This window comes from Rhodococcus sp. AC861, from assembly GCF_979256035.1.
Genome location: NZ_CEEDMW010000001.1, coordinates 527,009 through 545,643 on the forward strand (window position 1 = coordinate 527,009; position 18,635 = coordinate 545,643).

General features: G+C 60.4%; 20 protein-coding genes. 14 read left to right on the plus strand and 6 right to left on the minus strand.

The features are described from left to right. Positions 1–3: 3 nt before the first annotated feature. Positions 4–771, minus strand: a complete 768-nt coding sequence (locus tag AC0IX4_RS02550; protein ID WP_471827917.1) for a glycosyltransferase — start codon at positions 769–771, stop codon at positions 4–6. A gap of 977 nt (positions 772–1,748) precedes the next feature. Between AC0IX4_RS02550 and AC0IX4_RS02555 the strand changes: the two genes are divergently transcribed. From AC0IX4_RS02555 to AC0IX4_RS02610, 12 genes are all read left to right on the plus strand, one after another. Then, positions 1,749–2,642: a glycosyltransferase gene (locus AC0IX4_RS02555; RefSeq protein ID WP_471828328.1), complete on the plus strand. Its 894-nt coding sequence runs from the start codon at positions 1,749–1,751 to the stop codon at positions 2,640–2,642. Positions 2,643–2,682: 40 nt separating this feature from the next. Further along, on the plus strand, positions 2,683–3,915 hold the full coding sequence (locus tag AC0IX4_RS02560; protein ID WP_471827918.1) for an oligosaccharide flippase family protein: 1,233 nt from the start codon (positions 2,683–2,685) through the stop codon (positions 3,913–3,915). After that, positions 3,905–4,984 carry a glycosyltransferase gene (locus tag AC0IX4_RS02565; protein WP_471827919.1) on the plus strand — a complete coding sequence of 360 codons (1,080 nt, stop codon included), beginning with the start codon at positions 3,905–3,907 and terminating at the stop codon, positions 4,982–4,984. The genes AC0IX4_RS02560 and AC0IX4_RS02565 overlap by 11 nt, the downstream gene beginning before the upstream one ends. Beyond that, positions 4,981–6,195 (plus strand): glycosyltransferase family 4 protein, encoded by a 1,215-nt coding sequence (locus AC0IX4_RS02570; RefSeq protein ID WP_471827920.1) that lies wholly within the window; start codon positions 4,981–4,983, stop codon positions 6,193–6,195. The genes AC0IX4_RS02565 and AC0IX4_RS02570 overlap by 4 nt, the downstream gene beginning before the upstream one ends. Continuing rightward, positions 6,192–7,673 (plus strand): hypothetical protein, encoded by a 1,482-nt coding sequence (locus AC0IX4_RS02575; RefSeq protein ID WP_471827921.1) that lies wholly within the window; start codon positions 6,192–6,194, stop codon positions 7,671–7,673. Before AC0IX4_RS02570 ends, AC0IX4_RS02575 begins: the two co-directional genes overlap by 4 nt. A gap of 16 nt (positions 7,674–7,689) precedes the next feature. After that, a complete protein-coding gene (locus AC0IX4_RS02580) occupies positions 7,690–8,760 on the plus strand; it encodes a glycosyltransferase (protein ID WP_471828329.1) in 1,071 nt (356 codons plus the stop codon). Between the two features lie 487 nt (positions 8,761–9,247). Beyond that, a complete protein-coding gene (locus AC0IX4_RS02585) occupies positions 9,248–9,583 on the plus strand; it encodes a hypothetical protein (protein WP_471827922.1) in 336 nt (111 codons plus the stop codon). Beyond that, the gene (locus AC0IX4_RS02590) at positions 9,580–9,738 is read left to right on the plus strand and encodes a hypothetical protein (protein WP_471827923.1); all 159 of its coding nucleotides are present in this window, start codon (positions 9,580–9,582) and stop codon (positions 9,736–9,738) included. Before AC0IX4_RS02585 ends, AC0IX4_RS02590 begins: the two co-directional genes overlap by 4 nt. 30 nt (positions 9,739–9,768) lie before the next feature. Next, a complete protein-coding gene (locus AC0IX4_RS02595; protein ID WP_471827924.1) occupies positions 9,769–10,650 on the plus strand; it encodes a sensor domain-containing diguanylate cyclase in 882 nt (293 codons plus the stop codon). A gap of 55 nt (positions 10,651–10,705) precedes the next feature. Continuing rightward, entirely contained in the window at positions 10,706–11,461 is a 756-nt protein-coding gene (locus AC0IX4_RS02600; RefSeq protein WP_471827925.1) for a polyprenol monophosphomannose synthase, read from the plus strand. An 82-nt stretch (positions 11,462–11,543) separates the two neighbouring features. Beyond that, positions 11,544–12,335, plus strand: a complete 792-nt coding sequence (locus tag AC0IX4_RS02605; protein ID WP_471827926.1) for a GAF and ANTAR domain-containing protein — start codon at positions 11,544–11,546, stop codon at positions 12,333–12,335. Beyond that, positions 12,332–13,096 carry a GAF domain-containing protein gene (locus tag AC0IX4_RS02610; protein WP_471827927.1) on the plus strand — a complete coding sequence of 255 codons (765 nt, stop codon included), beginning with the start codon at positions 12,332–12,334 and terminating at the stop codon, positions 13,094–13,096. The genes AC0IX4_RS02605 and AC0IX4_RS02610 overlap by 4 nt, the downstream gene beginning before the upstream one ends. 1 nt (position 13,097) lies before the next feature. Here AC0IX4_RS02610 and AC0IX4_RS02615 read toward each other — a convergent pair whose 3' ends face one another. The 3 genes from AC0IX4_RS02615 to AC0IX4_RS02625 all read right to left on the minus strand — a co-directional run bounded on the left by AC0IX4_RS02615 (position 13,098) and on the right by AC0IX4_RS02625 (position 15,035). Further along, positions 13,098–13,286: a DUF2795 domain-containing protein gene (locus AC0IX4_RS02615; RefSeq protein ID WP_471827928.1), complete on the minus strand. Its 189-nt coding sequence runs from the start codon at positions 13,284–13,286 to the stop codon at positions 13,098–13,100. A 77-nt stretch (positions 13,287–13,363) separates the two neighbouring features. Then, the gene (locus AC0IX4_RS02620) at positions 13,364–14,455 is read right to left on the minus strand and encodes a GGDEF domain-containing protein (protein WP_471827929.1); all 1,092 of its coding nucleotides are present in this window, start codon (positions 14,453–14,455) and stop codon (positions 13,364–13,366) included. A 97-nt stretch (positions 14,456–14,552) separates the two neighbouring features. Further along, positions 14,553–15,035 (minus strand): Lrp/AsnC family transcriptional regulator, encoded by a 483-nt coding sequence (locus tag AC0IX4_RS02625; RefSeq protein WP_042576041.1) that lies wholly within the window; start codon positions 15,033–15,035, stop codon positions 14,553–14,555. A gap of 256 nt (positions 15,036–15,291) precedes the next feature. Between AC0IX4_RS02625 and AC0IX4_RS02630 the strand changes: the two genes are divergently transcribed. Beyond that, positions 15,292–16,899, plus strand: coding sequence for a tyrosine-protein kinase domain-containing protein (locus AC0IX4_RS02630; protein WP_471827930.1), 1,608 nt, complete (start codon positions 15,292–15,294; stop codon positions 16,897–16,899). 75 nt (positions 16,900–16,974) lie between these two features. Here AC0IX4_RS02630 and AC0IX4_RS02635 read toward each other — a convergent pair whose 3' ends face one another. After that, entirely contained in the window at positions 16,975–17,160 is a 186-nt protein-coding gene (locus tag AC0IX4_RS02635; protein WP_471827931.1) for a hypothetical protein, read from the minus strand. A gap of 265 nt (positions 17,161–17,425) precedes the next feature. Between AC0IX4_RS02635 and AC0IX4_RS02640 the strand changes: the two genes are divergently transcribed. Beyond that, positions 17,426–17,971, plus strand: coding sequence for a hypothetical protein (locus AC0IX4_RS02640; RefSeq protein WP_471827932.1), 546 nt, complete (start codon positions 17,426–17,428; stop codon positions 17,969–17,971). A 237-nt stretch (positions 17,972–18,208) separates the two neighbouring features. On the opposite strand, the gene AC0IX4_RS02645 is transcribed toward AC0IX4_RS02640, so the two are convergent. Continuing rightward, complete coding sequence (locus tag AC0IX4_RS02645) at positions 18,209–18,571, minus strand: hypothetical protein (RefSeq protein WP_471827933.1); 363 nt, start codon at positions 18,569–18,571, stop codon at positions 18,209–18,211. Between the last annotated feature and the right edge of the window lie 64 nt (positions 18,572–18,635).

Genomic DNA, 18,635 nt, shown 5'->3' on the forward strand with positions numbered 1-18,635 from the left:
TACTTACGTGAATATTTCCGGCACGCCCACACACCCGGCAATGAGCGATGCAAGTTGGCTTGCAGCGTCGTCCGATGTCACCGTGAACACTAGGTCACTCTGCTCCGACAAACCTCCCACGTCTGAAACCACGACTGGAGTACCCAGCTGTGTAGCGAGGGCAGCCACGCCGCTTTGGCTAGCGAGAAGGTAAGGACACACCACGACGTCAGCCGCCTTAATCAGAGCCTGCATCTCGCGCGTTTCCAGATACTCGGTGAGGAGCAACAGCGTGTGACGTGATGCAAGATGTGCCGTTCTGATTGAACTCGCTGCGCCGAGATCGCTACCCGCAAACACCACGGTCATCGGCCGATCCAGCATATTGATCGCGTCGACGAGTACAAGTGGATTCTTATCTGGCCGCAACTGGCCGACAAACAAGGCTACGGGTTGTGAACCACCGGACAACCGGAGGCGCCAGTCGGAAATCAAGACCTTGTCAATATCGGCCTCGTACATCCAAAGCTGACGAATCAGCACAACCGACCGACTCGGGAATTTGTCACGTTCAGACTGCACATACAGGATAAGCACATTCGTCAACCGAAAGCTGAAGCGCTCGGCAACCGTTTCCAGTGCTTTGCCGGTTCTAGAGAAGCTGTTGTGAGGCGCCCAATATACAGAGTGAAATCCAACACGCCCAATCAAAATGATCAAGGCATAAAGACCCGAGCCGAAACGTCCTTGAACTTCCCAAACCCCACGAGATCGAAGCGAAACTGAGATCAAGTGTGGGAGGAGAGCAAAAAGTACCCAAGATAAGGAGAATAGCGCCCGCGTAAAATGATTCCCACGACGTTGGTAGCGCATGCATGTGCAGTATTCAACCCCTTGGAAGTCAGGGTATAACTCCGCATCTTTGGCAGTGTGAACGACTACACGCGAACTGTGCTCCAGATACACCCCGGCTTGAACGCTCCCCAGTACGTGTTGGTACACGCCCCCCTGGCCGCCAGGTTCAATTATGTGCACTGTCGATGCACGAGCATCACTCATCGCTTCTACCTCCGAGGTCTTCAGCCTTGCTGATCGCGCGTCACAAAATCAGGCGACGCACAAGTGAACCATCGAGCCCGCTACGCCGACAGTCCACAGCAGACGGTACGTGTACCAGTCAGCTTATGTGTTCCAGCCGGCAGCGCGTTCCTGATATGAGCACCACCAACCAAGGCCAGGGACGGGCCCGAAGACGAGCTCCGCGACGGTTCGTGATGCAGCCATCAAGTGATCGATCGGGCTCTGACCTGGAGTTTACGTTCAGGTCGCCGGAACTTGCCATACGAAGTACAGTTTCTCTAGTTCATGCAGAGGTGGGCGCGGATGCCGTGGAAGCTGCAGCAAGCATGAGAGCTGCGTTAATTACAGGCGGTGTGCCCATCTAGTGAGTTCGCTCACGCGAAGCCAACTATTAGTGTTCGTCGACGGGGTGTGATTAGTTGTCCGGGAAAAGCCCTGGCTCACGTCGTGTGATTGTCCTATCGACTGCGGACTACGACTCGGAGCTCTGGACGAACAAGCAGCATGTTGCACTTGGTCTTTCTAGTAGCCACGAGGTCATATATATCGAGTCGATGGGTCTCAGATCGCCCGGTCTCAACCGCGCAGACCTGGGGCGCATCGTTCGACGTGTCATACAGTTGGTGCGACGCGACCACGATGGCGGCACACCAGTCAGGCGAGACAGGCCGCGACCCGCTTCGTTGACCGTGATCAAGCCACGGGTGATTCCGTTTCATGGGTCGTCGGTAATGCGTCGTATAAACAGAGTTCTACTCCAAAAGCAAATCAAGTCCGCTGTTCCTGAGATTGACTCAGCAGTGCTGTGGTCATTCAGTCCAATCACGTATGGTCTGCATGAAATCGTTCACAGCACCGTCTACCATTCGGTAGATCTTCTACACAATCTTGAGAAAGTGCCGCGTCGCGCTCTGCTGTCGGAAGAACGTACCACGATCGCTGCGTCTCGGGTGCAAATAGCAAGTAGTATTGGAGTACGGGATCACCTAAACGCACAGGGAGCTAAAGCCCAATTATGGGAAAACGTCGCTGACATCGAAGCTTTCTCGCATCTGAACTTGGAGCGTCGTGCTGTCGCAGTTTTCGCCGGTAACATCACGCCACAGAAAATCGACATCAGCATAATCGAAGCGCTCATTGAGGCAGGCGTCCAGGTAGCCATCGCTGGCCCTGCGGATATTGATGGCAGCCGAGACAGCCGGTTAACCAAGCTTATCAACTCCCCTGGCGTGGAATATCACGGAACGTTGGACAAGCCAAAGCTCGCCGAACTTCTAAACAAATGTTCTGTCGGCCTCATTCCCTATAATCTCAACGAGTACACGGCCGGTGTATTTCCACTGAAAGTCTATGAGTATCTCTCTGCGGGGTTAGTCGTGGTCGGAACAAAGTTGCCAAGTCTGACTCAACGAGAGCACTCGATCTTGCTGGCAGGTGACTGCCAATCATTTGTGCGCGCTGTTCGTGACAATCTGGCGGTCCCTTCCGTGGAGCAGGTAGAGCGCCGGCGGGCGCATGCTCAAGCTAACAGCTGGCCCAATCGTATTGCGCAGTGCCATGACATGGTCGAGAGTTTGCGTTAATTCTATGGCGTTTTCGCGAAATGTCGCATTTCTTCGCAGCGTGTTCGCTTACTCCCTCAATCCGTTGGTAGGGGTTGTAACTGCCCCGATCCTTGCCAACGCGTTAGGCAGCGAAGGTCGAGGACAGCTTGCTGCCGTACTTCAACCGCTAACAGTTGCAGACTCGATTGCTGCCTTCGGCGTCCCAACCGCAATAGTCTTCTTCATCGCTAAAGGTTATTCACGGGTCAATGTATTGCGCTCAGGGTCTGCCATATTGGGCATCACCAGTCTTGTCGTCTACGTCGCTTTGTTGTTTTATGTGGATACTGTGGCGACCGAGCAAGGTCTGACCAGCAATGCGCTTGCGCTCGCATGGTCGGCCGTCATCATTGGCGCGATTGCAAATACGCGTCGTGCGGTCCACGCCGCAAGTAGTAACTGGCACGTGTTGGACCTAGAGCGCGCTGTCTCAGCGCTCTTACGACTCATCTCAATTGTTGCACTCGCGTTCGTGCCTGATCTCGGACCTTACCCTTTTGTCGCGGCTTTTCTCCTCTCGGGGATACTGGCCTACGGTGTACTCCTGATGCCAGTGCGCGTCGCCGAGACGGCCCGGAAGACAGAGGCCTTGCCCTTCGTAAGGTTCGCGAAATTCTCGTGTGTTACCGCTTTGTCTACCGTCTCGATAGCGGCTAGCAATCGTTTGGACCAAGCCATCCTCCCTGCTTTTATCAGTAGTTCCGAACTGGGCCGATATGCGGTCGCTGTCACAATCGCGGAACTACCGCTCCTGGCCGCCTCCGTCGGAACACGCAATATGCTCACTGAGGTCAGTTCAGACACCGATCTGACGGTTCTCGTGAAGTCAACTATACGAACAATCGCGGTTACAGTGTTGCTCGGGTGCGCTGCAGCGGTCGCGGCGAAGGTGCTTGTTCCAGTTCTCTTCGGCGATGATTTTGTAGAAAGCATTCCGATGGTGTGGATACTGTTGATCGGAACAATGTTCGGTGCTGTGGCTATGCTTTGCGCTACTTTCCTGACGGGCAGTGGCAAACCGCTTCAAGCATGCGTAATTTATCTGACGAACTTGACCGTCGTCACCGTAGGCTTCATTAGCGTGTATCAATCGATGACCGCAATCGATGCATGCCTTATTGCGGTAATTGCGCAAGCAGTTGGTGCTGTGACTGGGCTGTTACTAGTTGGCAATCAAGTCCACATGACGCGACCGCGCAAAGAAGCAAGTTGGACAAAAGAAGATCTTAAGGGGGTGCGCAATGCTCGTTAAAGAGATGAAAATAGCGATCGCGCATGATTATCTACTCCAGTACGGCGGAGCCGAGCGTGTGGTCGAAACATGGTCGAAGAACTGGCCTTCTGCCGAAATTTCGACGCTCGCGTATGAAGCCGACATGACCTACTCAAGCTTCACCAAGTGTAAAATAAATACGACGATTTCAAGCAGAGAACTCGCCAAGCGAATCGAAATGCTTCTGCCTGTTCTGCCGGCGCTCAGTCGTCGAACGCACGTCGGAAAGTGTGATGTTGCGCTTGTGAGTAGTTCTGGCTTTGCACATCTTTTTCCGAGCGATAGCCCGACTATTGTCTATATGCATAGCCCAGCGCGCTGGCTGCACGAAACCGATCATTACCGTCGGCAGTTGTCGCCACATAAGCGCTTAGCACTGACGGCGCTGCGTCCGTACTTGCTAAAGGCTGATCGGATCTCGTGGACCGATAACCGCATTGTGGTGGCTAATAGCAGAGTTACGCAAGAGCGCATTTGGAAAGCCTATGGAGTTGACTCAGAGGTGATCCACCCGCCAGTATCACGCGTCGGCAAGTTGGCACTAGCAGAACAGGTGACTCGCCTGCCGGAAAGGTATCTAATGTGTGTAGCCCGCAATAAGGGCTACAAGAACATCGGTCTGGCGGTAGAGACTGCGCAGATGGCTAGGTTGCCGCTGGTTGTAGCGGGGTCAGGATCGGAATCTCTTAGCGGCGTAGAAGGTGTAATTCCAATGGGTCGAGTTTCGGACGAGCTCTTAGCCAATCTTTACGCGGGCGCCGACTGCTTGCTTCTTACAGCCGATGAAGACTTCGGTCTTACAGGGCCCGAGGCGAACTTCGAAGGCACACCTTGCGCTGCCGTGCCGAAGGGCGGATATCTGGAAACGGTGTCAGATGGCAATAACGGATTTCTGGCCAAAAAAGACGACGCTGCTTCGCTTTTCTACGCTGTGCAGGCCTGTAGGGACTTGAAGCAGAGGAAAATAGCAGCGTATGCAGCTGAGAAATTCTCAGCCGAGACCCATCTAGAGCGCCTTGAGCAGCGGATGGGCGCACTAGTTCGATGACGGTAGACACTGAAGGTAACGCGCGGAGAAAACCGCCCCCGAACTCTGTGCAGTGGCATATTCTGCCACGGCATGACAAAGTCACAGAGTCCAACGGGTCCGCAATATTATCTGTCGCGAGGCAATTGTGTCGTGCCGCGGATGCAGATGGAGCTTCAGGTGTGCTGGTGGCCGATTACGGTCTGCCTCATGATCGCGAATCCTGCTTGCCGCTCGTGCACTATCCGTCGAGTCATCGCTGCAAGGTCGCGCGGATTTTACGTTCGGGTTTGTCGTGGCTTCTTGGAGTAGGTGCGGTCGATACTTTTACGATTGCGACTACGACGACTTCGCCTGACGTCATATTTGTCCACAATCGTCCCTGGAGCGGCAGCCGTTTAAGGAAGCTCTACCCTGAGGCGAAGATTGTTCTATACCTTCATAATGTAACGATGTCCGGTGTTCCGTCCCGAAGCATGCGCAAGGCGCTCGCGCATTTCGACGTCATCGTCTGTGTAAGTAGTTTTATCAAAGACGATATTATCCGTCGAGCGCGAATCACCCCTGCCACAATAGGGTTCCGCATGATTGTTGCGCTAAATACCACTGATACAAAGCGGTTTGAGGGTTCAGTTCCAATCCGCTTCGATGTCATTTATGTAGGGCGAGTGGTTCCTGAAAAGGGCGTGAAAGTGCTCGTTGACGCAATCGCACTGTTGGTAGAGGATGATTTCGAAGTGTCGGTTGGGGTGGTGGGTGGAAAGACGTTTCTACCGGAACAATTATCGGAGTACGAGATCTGTCTTCGTAATCAAGTGGACCGCCAGAAATTACCAATCGAGTTTCTAGGGCCTCTGCACCCTGCGGCTGTTCCTCGTCTAATGAACGCCTCACGGATTGTGGTCGTACCGTCGGTGTGGCCGGAACCTTGCGGCCTTGTCGTGCAGGAAGGCAAGGCTTCGCGCGCCGCTGTGATTGCTTCCAAGGTTGGAGGGATACCAGAGATCAGCGGGGAACAGAAGGGCGTTGTACTCGTCGATGCTCGGTCGGAGGATGCTCTTTGTACGGCAATAAGGGTGCTACTCGTCGACGAGGAGCAGCGTCAGCGGATCTCTGATGCTGGACGGCGAGACATTCGATCATGGACGTGGGACGATGTCTACGCGAGGATTCTCGCGAATCTGATGGACTTCAACAGTGATCGTTCCTCGCCCCAGCGTAGAAAAGGGTGATCGACTTGACTAGAAACAAGTTAGGCGTTTCTGAGGCCAGAACTGATTACGCGGTTGCTGCTGGTTTTATCTTTGTGGCTATCGGTTTAGCAATCAGTATCGTAGCAGGTCTTTCGACCGCGAGCGTTACAGTTATATTCTTCGCAACATCGCTTTTTTCGTTCCTCGCATGGCTGCTGGTCAAGATGTCATATGCGACGGCACCCGGGCGCTCGTATGTCGTGGGATGTGTTGCACTGATCGCGTTCTTTCCTGTCGTACTGCTTCCTGTTCTGGCTCAAAGTAGTGAACGCACGGAATCGAAATTGCTAAGGGCCGGTCTGGTCGTGCCCAGTTACCTTGGGTCTAATCTCGCGGCCATCAGCATACTTGTGGGTAGTATTGCGTTTCTCGCTATCGGTTCCGTGGTTGGCGCTCACGTATCATTTCATGCTCGTAGTTTCGCACTTCCTCGTTCAATGTTTGTGTACGAAGGCAATCGAGCTCAAGCCGTGCATGCGGTCATGATGCTCGTATCTGTTCCGGCGTACTCGATTAGTCGGTTGTTCGCGGTAGATGCAGCAGATAGAGGCTCGGTCGAAGGAGCCGGAGCCACAGTAATGATTGGGTGGTGGATGCCTTTAACAGTTGCAATTGGTTTTGCCTACCGCAATTTTGGCAGCAAATTACGATTGCTTTTTGGGCTTGTGGGTCTGGCTCTTTTACTCGTGGGTGACGTAAGAAGTCCGCTTCTTCTCATCGTGGTCGGTGTGGTAGTCGGTTCTCTGCGCGATCCGCGCAGATTACGGAATGCCAGTAACACTGGAATGAGGGTTTTGCCTCTCGCGGGTTTAGGGGTCGTAGCGGCTTTGGGCAGCTCGTTCGTCTCTATCTCTCGCGGAAATCTAATTACAGGGCAAAGCGTCTCAGCAGCGGAAGTTGTTCGCAGTATTATATCGGATCCCCTCGGTGCACTTGCATCTAGCGGGCTAGATAGTTATGACGGGGTGCGATTGGCACTTGCGGCTGACCGCGCGGGCTTTGACGCTTCAGTCTGGGACCCGATTAAAGGTGTAATCAACTTGGTCCCTCGAGCTCTATACCCGTCGAAAGAGGGTTGGCTCGGTAACGAATTAACGTTTGAGTTCTTGGGTTGGACTAAGGGAGGCATCTTTCTGTCGGGCGCCGGCTATACGTTCCTAGTATTTGGTAGCGTTGCTGCTGCTTTAGTAGCGCTCTTCGTGACCGGATTCTTTGCGGGATCATTCGAGGCTGGAGCAGGTAGTAATAATCTTGTTGTTCTGCTCGTTGCATACTTCTGTTTCAGGTTTCTGATGGCAGGCGACGCGTTTGACTTGCAGCATGTTCTTATGATCTCACTCATTGCGTTCGTAGCGTCGATGATTACTCGCGTTCTGGTTAACTTCGGCATCCTACGGCCGGAAGCGAGGTCCGTGAGGCCCTCTGTCGCTTTTGATTCGAAGGTTGGTAGCAGATAAATTGCGCGTCCTTTGCTTGCTTAGTTCCGCTGTTTTCGGTGGCGGCGAACGATATGTGCAGACTCTGTCAGAGGTCGATCTTGCTGAGGTGCGGTTGACAGTCGCCGGTGCGCTACCGCCAGCGTTTGGCCCTTCCGGTGGCCTTGTGCCGATTAAGGTGTCTGCCAAGTGGTCGCGGAAAACATTCCCGTCATTTGTTCTGCGAATACCCATCGAGCGACATCGTTACCAAAAGGTGGTGCGTGCGCTTAACCCTGACGTTCTACATCTTCAATACAAGCGTGAGCAGATCTGTCTGAGTAAGGCCAGTAGGAACGTGGTATGGACGGAGCATGGGGTGTTTCCGCGTGGGATATACGGCCTAGCTCTAGGATGGTTCTACGGTAGGGCGTCGAAATCAGTGCGCACGATAGTGTGCGTGTCCGAACCGGTTGCCGAGTCAGTAAGGGCTGTTGTGCCGGAGGGACCTGAGATTGTCGTGATTGAAAACGCGGTTCGCCCCAACCGCGAGATTGGTGACTATGCGTCGCGCCGGCTTGATGCTCGTTCTAAGCTTGCGGTTGAGGACAAGATTGTTCTGGTTGTAATGTCCAGGTTGGTGCGTTCTAAAGGTGTTGACCGGGTTGTGCGTATGCTCAACGAACGTGGTCGGAATTCCCACTTGATCGTGCTTGGTGAAGGCGAGGAAGCGGAAGCTTTAAAGGACTTGGCATTTTCTAGTGGTATTAGCGCCTCGTTTATTGGCTTCGTAACGGATCCAGCGCCCTGGTTGGTAGCAGGTGATGTTTTCCTTTTGCCCTCGCGAGCAGAGGCACGAGAAGGAATACCGCTCGCGTTACTCGAAGCTGAAGCGATGGGTTTGCCTGGGGTAGTGGCCAGTGACGCTGGTCTCGATGCATTTTGTCAGTCCCGATCGATCCCACAGGTCAACATGGATGATGCCGTCGATTTCTGGAGGGTGGTTGATCGTGTGTTGGAGCAAGAATCGCTTGATCTTAAAGTCCTTCGCATGAAGTTCTCCGAGCAACTTTTCACGGACTGGTTGGATCGTCACAAATCGGTTTTCCTGGCTGCAGGTGCAAAATAAGCATCGATTGCTTTCACGGGCCTTAATCACTTATTGAGCAATCCGTTTTCATGCGGAACACGTTTGCGTTCGCGGCATCAGCATTCTATTTGGAGACTATTCCGACATGATGTTCCGACGGATAGGTGCAGGGTGTTTCTCGACAGTCGGATGGGCGTTGTTGTGACCAGTAATTTCGCTTTCTGGTGGTGATCGCGGCGCCGGGGTTCACTCAGTCGCGTTCTACTTGCGATGTCTATCTGTTGCCCAGCTGCTGGTAATTTGGTCGGCGTGGTCTTCCGGGCTGTTTTACGAGATTGCTATCGAAGGCGGCTTTGCGAACCGTCGTGCATGCACCTTCTTGCGTTCGCGTAGGGCAACACAGTTCGTGCGCCCACGTCATGGACTCCCACCGACCCCGCTGGTGTGCTTGATGTCGCAGGGGAACTGACGGTCAGTCCCCATGACGTCGGGGGACACTTTGAGTACAAGGCGCATTGTCGGCACCATGCTCGCAGCAATTTCGATCTCAGTCGCAGGGGCGGGAACCGCGAGTGCAGCAACCACATCGGACCCCGTCCAGGACTTCGTCGAATCGTTCGAGACCGCCGTCGACGAGTGCTCGTCGGGAATGGTGACCGGCGCGATGAGCGGGGCCAGCGTCGGGGGCATGCTCGGTGCAGGGGGAGGCCCGATGGGAGTAGCAATCGGTGCCGGCGTGGGCGGTCTGATCGGTGAGATCGCCGGCGGGGAGACGTCGTGCGAGGAGCGCGTCATCTCCGGCACCGCGGTCGCCGATCCGGACGATGTGTCGCGCGGCCACAAGGGCAGGGGCCGTAAGTGAGGGCGTCTCGCGTCGACGCACGGATCTGGGCGGCCCTGTCGGTCCTTCTTCTCTGCACCACGCTGACGCTGATGGTCACCGGCGGCGCACCGGTCGCGATCTGGGGTTTCGCGGGCGCGACCGCTCTGGCGGCCGTCCGGGCGATGAGGACCTGACGACGGCTCTGACCTGCGTACGCTCGTGACATGAGTTCTCGGCAGGTGGACGAGGGCACGTACCAGGCAATGTTCGACGCCAGCACCGTTCCGATGGCGCTGGCGGACGAGCAAGGATTGCTGGTGCTGGCCAACAATGCCTACTGCCGTCTGGTCGGTCGCTCGTGGAACGACATCGCGGGCCTGTCCTCACGCGGATTCACCCATCCCGACGACATCGCCCAGCACCACGGGATGGAACAGCTCACGGCCGACGCCGATCGGCGCGGCGAGGTGCTGCGCCTCGAGAAGCGATATGTGCGTCCCGACGGTGAGATCCGGTGGGGATGGGTCTCGACCACCAGCGTCGTCAACGCCCGTGGAAGCGTCTGGACGATGGCGGTGATCCACGACATCACCGACCGTCGCACCAAGGAAGACGCCCTCGCGCAGGCCGTGATGACGGACGGTCTCACCGGCCTGCTGAACCGAAGAGGCTGGCGTGAGCGTGTGCAGTCGCTGGTCGGGAAGAGATCGTTGGTTCTCGCGATGCTCGACTTCGATCTGTTCAAGTCGTACAACGACGCTCACGGTCACGCGGCCGGGGACGCCCTGCTGGTCGGGTTCGCCGATGCGGCGACCCGGATGCTCGGCCCTGACGTCGTGTTGGCTCGCTGGGGTGGCGAGGAGTTCGCTATGGCGGTCCCCGATGGCGGCCCGGAGCGTGTCACCGCACTTCTGACCCGGCTGATCGCTGTCATGCCGGAAGAGCAGACGTTCTCCGCCGGCTGGGCGATGCTGGGCATCGACGAGGACATCCACGACTGCCTCGATCGCGCCGACCACCTTCTCTACAGCGCGAAACGGGACGGCGGACGGGGTCGCACGTACGGGGACAGGTCCCTCGGCTCTCCCGTCGACGCCACGTGGTGACGACGCGGAATGTCCGGTTCTTGCGATCGCGGCGCTGATCCAGCACCATTCCACAGTGTCCGAAGCCTCTCCTGACCCCCGTATCACCGTCGTCGTACCCACGTACAACGAGCGTGAGAACCTTCCGAAGCTGGTCGGGATGCTCACCGACCTGCAGATGAAGAACCTCGGCGTTCTCGTGGTCGACGACGGATCGCCCGACGGGACGGGTGAGGTGGCCGAGAAGCTGGGCGTCGAGGCAGCCATCCCGGTGAGTGTTCTGCATCGCACCACCAAGGACGGTCTCGGTCGCGCCTACGTCGCCGGCATCCTGCGCGCACTCGACGAGGGTGCGGACATCGTCGTCCAGATGGACGCCGACCTCTCGCACCCGTGCGAGGCGATTCCGCGCATGGTGCAGACCCTCGCCGATACCGATGCGGCCGTCGTGCTCGGATCCCGCTACGTTCCCGGCGGCGCCGTGGCCGAGGACTGGCCGTGGCACCGCAAGGCCCTGTCCAAGTGGGCCAACCTCTACGTCAACACGATCCTCCGCCTGAAGGTCAAGGACGCGACCGCCGGCTTCAAGGCCTGGCGCGCGGCAACCCTGCGCACCATCGACGTCGGATCGGTGGGAAGCAACGGATACGCCTTCCAGGTGGAGATGAACTACCGCGTCATCAAGCACGGAATGCGCATCGCCGAGGTCCCCATCCACTTCGAGGAACGCGTCGACGGCACCTCGAAGATGAGCCTGTCCGTGCAGCTCGAGTCGGCCGCTGTGCCGTGGAAGCTGCTCCGCTCGGGAATCGGGCGCAACACCAACAAATAGGCCCCCTCGGACGGCCGCACCGGGTGTCGTACATGGGACAATCGATGTCGGCGCACAGGGCGCCCGCGGAGGAAATTCGCTCATGGATGTATCCCCCGAGAGTCCCGGCCCCGATCACGAGGGTGCACAGCCCGATTCGGTGTTCTCGTTCACCGGCATCCGGCATGTCACCGAGACATCCGTTCGACTGACGGGTGTGGACGGTGCCGCGGTGGCGCTGCTCGGTTCCTCCCGCGATGTCCGGGAACTCGTCTTCGCCACCACGTCTCTGGCCCAGCAGCTCGACGAACTCCAGTTCACCATCGGTGAGGGCCCGTGCATCGATGCTCACCATGCCGCCGAGCCGGTGCGAGTAGCCGACATCAGGTCCTCGTATTCCACCCGACGCTGGCCCATCTTCGGCCGCGGCGCAGCGTCCCTGGGGGCGCGCGGGATGTTCGCCTACCCGCTCCTGGGCGGATCGTCGTCGTTCGGTGTCCTCGAGCTCCACCGCACCACCCCGGTCGACCTCACCGACGTCGAGCACGACGCGGCCCGTATGTGCGCACTCGCCATCGCTCGATCGGTGCTCGGCCACTACACGGCGTCCGACGCGGGGGAGACCGACAGTGACGCCGTTCCCTACGAGGCCGTCGAGACCGACCCGGACGACATCGTGTCCATCGAAGGCGGTGGCCGCTACAGCCGCGCCGAGGTGTACGTCGCAGCAGGCATGATCTCGGTGCAACTGGCTGTGACCACCGACGTCGCGATGGACCGCCTGCGGGCACACGCCTTCGCCCGAGGTCGAAGCGTCACCGAGGTAGCCGCCGACGTCGTGGCCCGCCGGATCAGCTTGAAAGACGAACGCGACAGCGGAGGGGGATCCCTGTGAACACCACGCCTACCAGGCTGGCCGTCGCCGACATCACGGCAACGCTGGTCACGCACTTCGACCTTCCTGCGCTCCTCGAACGCATCGCCACGACAGCTCTGAACGGGTTCGACGCCCGGATCGTCGTCATCTCCTTGTTGGAGGGTGACGCGCTGCACGCCGTGGCGACATCCGCAGTGGGAGACGTCGTCACCGACGACCGGCTCTTCACGACGGGACCCGTCCTGACCAGCGCTCGCGAAACGGCCGTGGCCATGATCGGGGACGTGACGGTGCCGGGCACCGGACGGTGGGAGTCGTACCGGACGCTGGCGCAGTCGTCGGGGATGGGCGCCGTTCGCGCCTATCCCATCGCATCACTGGGCGTGGGACTCGGATCGCTGGCCGTCCACACTGCAAACCCGTGGGGCTCGGAACGCCCCGACGAACTCGGCCAGATGCTGGCCGATCTGACCTCTCTCGCGCTCACCACGGGGGCCACGGAGGTACGCCGCACGGACGGTACGTCCGCGGTGCAGTCAGTGCTCAACGGCGCGGCCGCGATCTCGGGTGCCACCGGTGTCCTCGCCGAATACTTCGGGGACTCGACGACGGAGGCGCGCATCCGGCTCGCGCGGCTGGCTCGCGCGCACGGGACCACCGACAGCAAGCACGCCGCCGCGATCATCGCCGCGCAGAACGTGGCGCCGGCCGACATCGGTTCCTCGGAACTCATTCACGTGCCGAAGGCACCTGTTCCGCCACGACGCTTCGATTCCTGACCTACTTCGTGGTGATGGCGGCGCTGACGGCGTCGGGACCGTCGTAGCTGTCGTCGGGCATGGACGACACCGCGTCGACCACGTCGTCGTCGGCGCCGTTGCTCTTCGCCAGATCGGCCAAGTCCTGCGGCGACGCCGGGTAGTTCGCGCCGGCCAGGTGCTTCTGCAGTTCGATCGGATTGACGGCCATGGGACGGTCCTCTCGTCGGTCGGGTGACAGCTCGCGTGCGATCTACCCGAGGACGAGTGCGGCAAACCGACGCACGGTCAGGAGTCGGCGTACACGACCACGGTGTTGCGGCCCGCGGCCTTCGCGCGGTACATCGCGATGTCCGCGAGGTGCATCCCGTGGTTGATGGTCGATGCGATGGGGGCCGCCGTCATCCGCGTGGTGTCGAGGCACGAGACCCCGATGCTCACCGTCACGGGGATGAGGTCGGCCGTATCGGACAGCGCGAGACGGATCGACTCGGCGAGAGCGTGAAGTCCGGTGGACTGCGCGTCGAGCACCACCAGGAACTCCTCGCCGCCGCGTCGGGCGACGACTGCGCTATCGCCCAGGTGATCGCGCAGGCGCTGCGCAGCGAGCGCGAGCACGCCGTCACCGGCGATGTGGCCGTGATGGTCGTTGACCCACTTGAAGTGATCGAGGTCGACGAGCAGGAACCCGACCTGTGATCGACCGCGGAGCTGACGCTTCGCCTGCACCTCGAGGCCGCGCAGGTTCAGCAGTCCCGTCAGCGGATCGGTCCGGGCGCTGTCGATCTGGCGCTCGAGGTGTCGGTGCAGGGACATCGAGGTGGTGCTGACGATGGACATCGTCGCGTTCACGGCCAGCCAGATGCTGGTGGCCGCCGCAATGGTCGCCATCGCTCCGATCGGCTGCTCACGCAACACCAGTGCCGTCATCCACGCGATCACGACGGTGGTCAGCACCAGGTGCACCACCACGGTGGCGCGCCCGCCGAAAAAGGCGACGTAGGAGCTGATGACCGCGAACAGGGCACACCCGGCCAGACCCAGAGCGTGACTGCTGCAGAGCAGAAGGAAGATCGACGTCCCCACGTCGGCGTAGACGGTGAACGCCAGGGCGACCGCGCGCTGGGTGCGGGCCCGCCGCCACCACGTGAACGACTTGCGGGCGGTAGCGACCACCGCGGCCACGGGGAGGGTGGACAGCAGCACGGCGATCGCGGCGATACGAGGAGCGCCGGCAGCGGGGCCGGCCGCGCTGAACATCGTCAGGATGCCGGGAACGGCGAAGGTCGGAATGAGCACAGCGATACGGCGACGGACGACGTCGGTCAAGGGTGCCCGGGACCGACCACGACTGCGGCCGCCGGAACCTGGGCGTATCACCTGTCGGACGGTATCAGCGTGGAACCTGCGTCGAGGGGCGGATGGGCGCTTCCGTCGGGCCGAATCCTTGTTTTGCGCGGACGTAACGGGAACGGAATCAGGAATTGTCGTTCTCGCGCGCAAGTCTCTCGATCAGCGGTCGGGTGCGATAGGGAATAGCTTCACGCATCACCACGGAGACCGTCGTGCGTTCGACTCCGGGGACCGCAAGAATGAGTCCGGCCACCCGATACAGATCGTCGGCGTCGGCAGCCGAGACTCCGATCTGCAGATCCGCTCCGCCCGAGACACCGACCACCTCGGTCACCTCGGCAATGTCTCGCAGGCGATCGATGACCGCTTCGAGGCGGTGTTGGTCCGTCACGGCGCCCACGTACGCGCGGAGGGGATACCCCAGGTCTCGAGGGGAGACGAGCCGGTCCATCGGCGCGAGAGTATGTGATTCGTCCCAACGAGAGAGTCTGGCCTGGACGGTGTTTCGAGCCAGCCCGAGGACCGAGGCGAGATGGACTCCGGTGGCGCGTGGGATGTCGCAGAGCGCGAGCAGTAGTCGAGCGTCGGTGCGGTCGAGCTTGGTCACATGGTGAACTGTGCCACACGGCAAGCGGAGTGGCCCGAAGTATGCAGTGCTCGTGCCTCCGATCGCGATTCCGGAAATCGGTATTTCTCACATTTATCGCGTAAAAACCGGAGTGGGGTATTCGTCACGTTCCCGAGATGCCCGATGGTCACGACATGGTTAAGGTGATCCCAGAAGTTTGTCCCCAGAAGTTTTGTGCACAGATGTGCGGTCCGGGTACTCGGTCCGGCCGTCATCGATGTGAGGAGTCGTCCCGGTGGAGATATCTGATTACGTGAGAATTCTCCGCGCGCGGTGGATCGTGATCGTGTTGACCACGGTGGTCGCCGCAGCGGCGTCCTTGGTGTTCTCACTCGTGTCCACGCCCGTGTACGAGGCCTGCACGCGCCTCTACGTCTCCACCGGTTCGTCGTCGTCCTCGGTGACCGAGGTGTACCAAGGCAACCTGGCCTCGCAGCAGCGCGTCGCCTCCTACACCCAGCTCCTCGGCGGCGAGAGCGTCGCGCAGCGCACCATCGACAGCCTCGGCCTCTCCATGAGCCCGTCGTCGCTGGCGTCGAAGGTCCGCACGACGTCGTCACCCGACACCGTGCTCATCGACACGTGCGTGTCCGACGCGAATGCCACCACTGCACGAGATCTCGCGAACGGCATCGGAACGACCTTCGTCGGATTCGTCGAGGATCTCGAGACGCCGCCCGGCGGCGGAGCGGCCTTGGCGAAGGTCAGCGTCGTCGAGCCGGCTCAGGTTCCGGCAGCTCCCGTGTCCCCGAAGACCACGCGCAACCTCGCACTCGGTATCGCCGTCGGTCTGCTCCTCGGAATCGCGCTGGCCGTGATCCGCGACCGCCTGGACAACACCATCAAGGATCGTTCGACTCTGGCCGATCTGTCCGGCGTCCCCGTCGTGGGCATCGTCCCGTTCGACAAGACGATCAAGGAGGAGGCGGCCCTGTCGTTCGCCGAATCCTCGTCCGGCACCGCGGAGGCGTTCCGCGAGCTCCGCACCAATCTGCAGTTCCTGGAGGTGGATTCACCGCCACGAGTCATCGTGGTGACGTCCGCGGTTCCCGCCGAGGGCAAGACCACGACTGCCGTCAACCTCGCCCTGGTGCTCGCCGAGGCCGGTCACCGTGTCGTCCTCGTCGAAGGCGACCTGCGCCGACCGCGCGTGTCCAAGTACCTGGGACTCGTCGGCTCCGTCGGCCTGTCCACGGTGCTGTCGGGTCAGGCCGATGTGCAGGAAGTGTTGCAGCCGACCAAGTTCCACGGCGTCGATGTGCTGGCGTCCGGTCCGTTGCCGCCCAACCCGTCCGAACTGCTCGGTTCCGAAGCCGCACGCACGGTCATGGAGACGCTGCGCTCCGCCTTCGACTACGTCGTCGTCGACGCACCGCCGCTGCTGCCCGTCACCGACGCGTCCGTCATCACCGCGCATGCGGACGGCGCCATCGTGGTCACCCGTCACGGCCACACGCGTCGCGACGAATTGACCCGCGCCCTGGGTAATCTCACGCAGGTCGGTGCGCCCGTCCTCGGTGTAATCCTCACGATGGCCCCGTCGCGCGGCAAGCGGGACTACGACTACCGCCACTACTACGAGACCGACAACACGGTCGCCCGTCAGGACGCTCCCTCCGCCGCAGTGCGGCCGGCGGCGTCGCCCGTCGTCCCCGAACCGACGCCGGAGCCCGCCCCCGAGAGCTACCCCGTGCCTCGCTACGAGCCGACACGGAGCCACGGCGGCCGAGCTGCTCGTCGTCAGGCCGAGAACGGCAACGGGAACGGCATCGGTTACGAGGCCGAGCAGGTTCCGAGTCGGTCGACCATGCGCCCGCCGCCTCGCCGTCCGTACCAGTCCTGACGGAGACGATCGCGCCTCGGCGCCCGATCCATCCGTAGTCGCAGATTCCGTTCCGACCCGTCGACGACCGGGACGTCAGGCGGCGGATCCCCAGTCCGGGTCTTGATCGGCGGGCGTCTGGCGGCCGTCGCGCTCGCTCCGTCGGACACGGTCGGCTTCGTCCTCGATCTCGGCATTGCGCAACGACAAACCGATCCAGACGCTGAGCGCGACTGCCACCAGCATCCAGACGGCCACGACGCCGACGATCACCCACCCCATCGACCGAGTGTCACATGTAATCAAGCAATCACCTCCGTTCTGGGGTCGATTCACAGAATCGTGCAGGTTTGCCTCGCAATGCGTGCGTGCAAGAAGGTGCTCGCCATTGTGTTCGTGAAAGTCGCTTCATTCGATCGAATGAAAGATCGCGATACCGCTTTGACGTGAAAGTAGTTGCACTACAGTCGGTTTGCGCCGTTCGCGATGACCGGTATGCGGGGGTGCAGTCTGGTACGACCACGCGGCGCGTGACGGAAGGCCAATGATGACCTCTCGAACATTCGCTAAGCCCGCTCTCTACGCTGCTTCCGTACCGCTCGCACTCGGAGCGCTCCTGTTCGGAGCGTCGACCGCGTCAGCAGCAGTGGTGACGTCCCAGTTCGACCTCCAGGCGGCAACAGAAGGTTTTCAGGACTCCGGCGTCGTCGCCACAGCGACCGGTACGGCCACCGTCTCCGCGACCGGTACCGCGTTCTTCGCTGCCGAACCGCAAGCGACCACGACTCCGGCCGGCGGGTACGGACTCTGCGGCGACACCTGCCCACTGCCGAACGAACAGATCGGCGCTCTCGTCGTGAAGGTGGGTGACGGTGCCCCGACCCTCGCCGGAGCCGGACCGACGGTAGTGACAGGTGTAGGCCCGGTTCGATTCGCCTACAACGACGTGGCAGGCGCCGGCAACTATGCCGACAACGCCGGTTCCTACGCTGTCACCATCACCTACGACGACGGCATCACCCCCGAGCCGGAGCAGCCGAACTGCCTCGACCTCGGCTTCGTCTGCATCCCGCTCTCCGCGTTCGGATCCTGATACCCGGCCCACCACGACCAGAAGCACCCTCGCCCCATCCGGCGAGGGGGCTTCTCTTGCTCCCGTACACGACGAAAGCCGCAGACCAGGGGTCTGCGGCTTCGTTGTCGGCGACGGTGTCCGCCGGTGCGCCTCTCGGCAGGTGGCCGCTCGCAGCGGCTGATGGTTGGTACCCGGGGCATCGGTATCGAACACCGTCGATGGAAGTAACGGCGCCCGTGGGCGGAGTATTCCGCGTCAGTTGTCTCCGGACTCAGTCTCGTCCGCGTCGGCTGTCGTCGTCGTCGTGCGGGTCCGGGTGCGCCGCGTCGTGGTGGTCGGCTCGTCGTCATCGGTCGTCGCTGCGGCGGTGGTCGGAGGAGGCGTCGGGGTGGGCCGGGGTGTCGTGACGGGCGCGATCTGCCACGTCGGCGACGGCGGCACCGACACCGTGGGGGCGACGGAGATGCTGCCCGAGACCGCGGAACGGTCGATGGCCGGAGGCGACACTCGCTGCACATCCGCGTCGAAGACTCCGCCGGCAGCGGCGACGGTGAGTCCACCGGCCAGGGCGGCCGCGGCGATGCCCATCACGACGGCCACGGCAGCTCTCTCACGCATCTTCTCCGCGCTCCGTTTCCGCCCGTACTCTCGAGCCGAGTCATACCGTAACCGGGGAGACGGC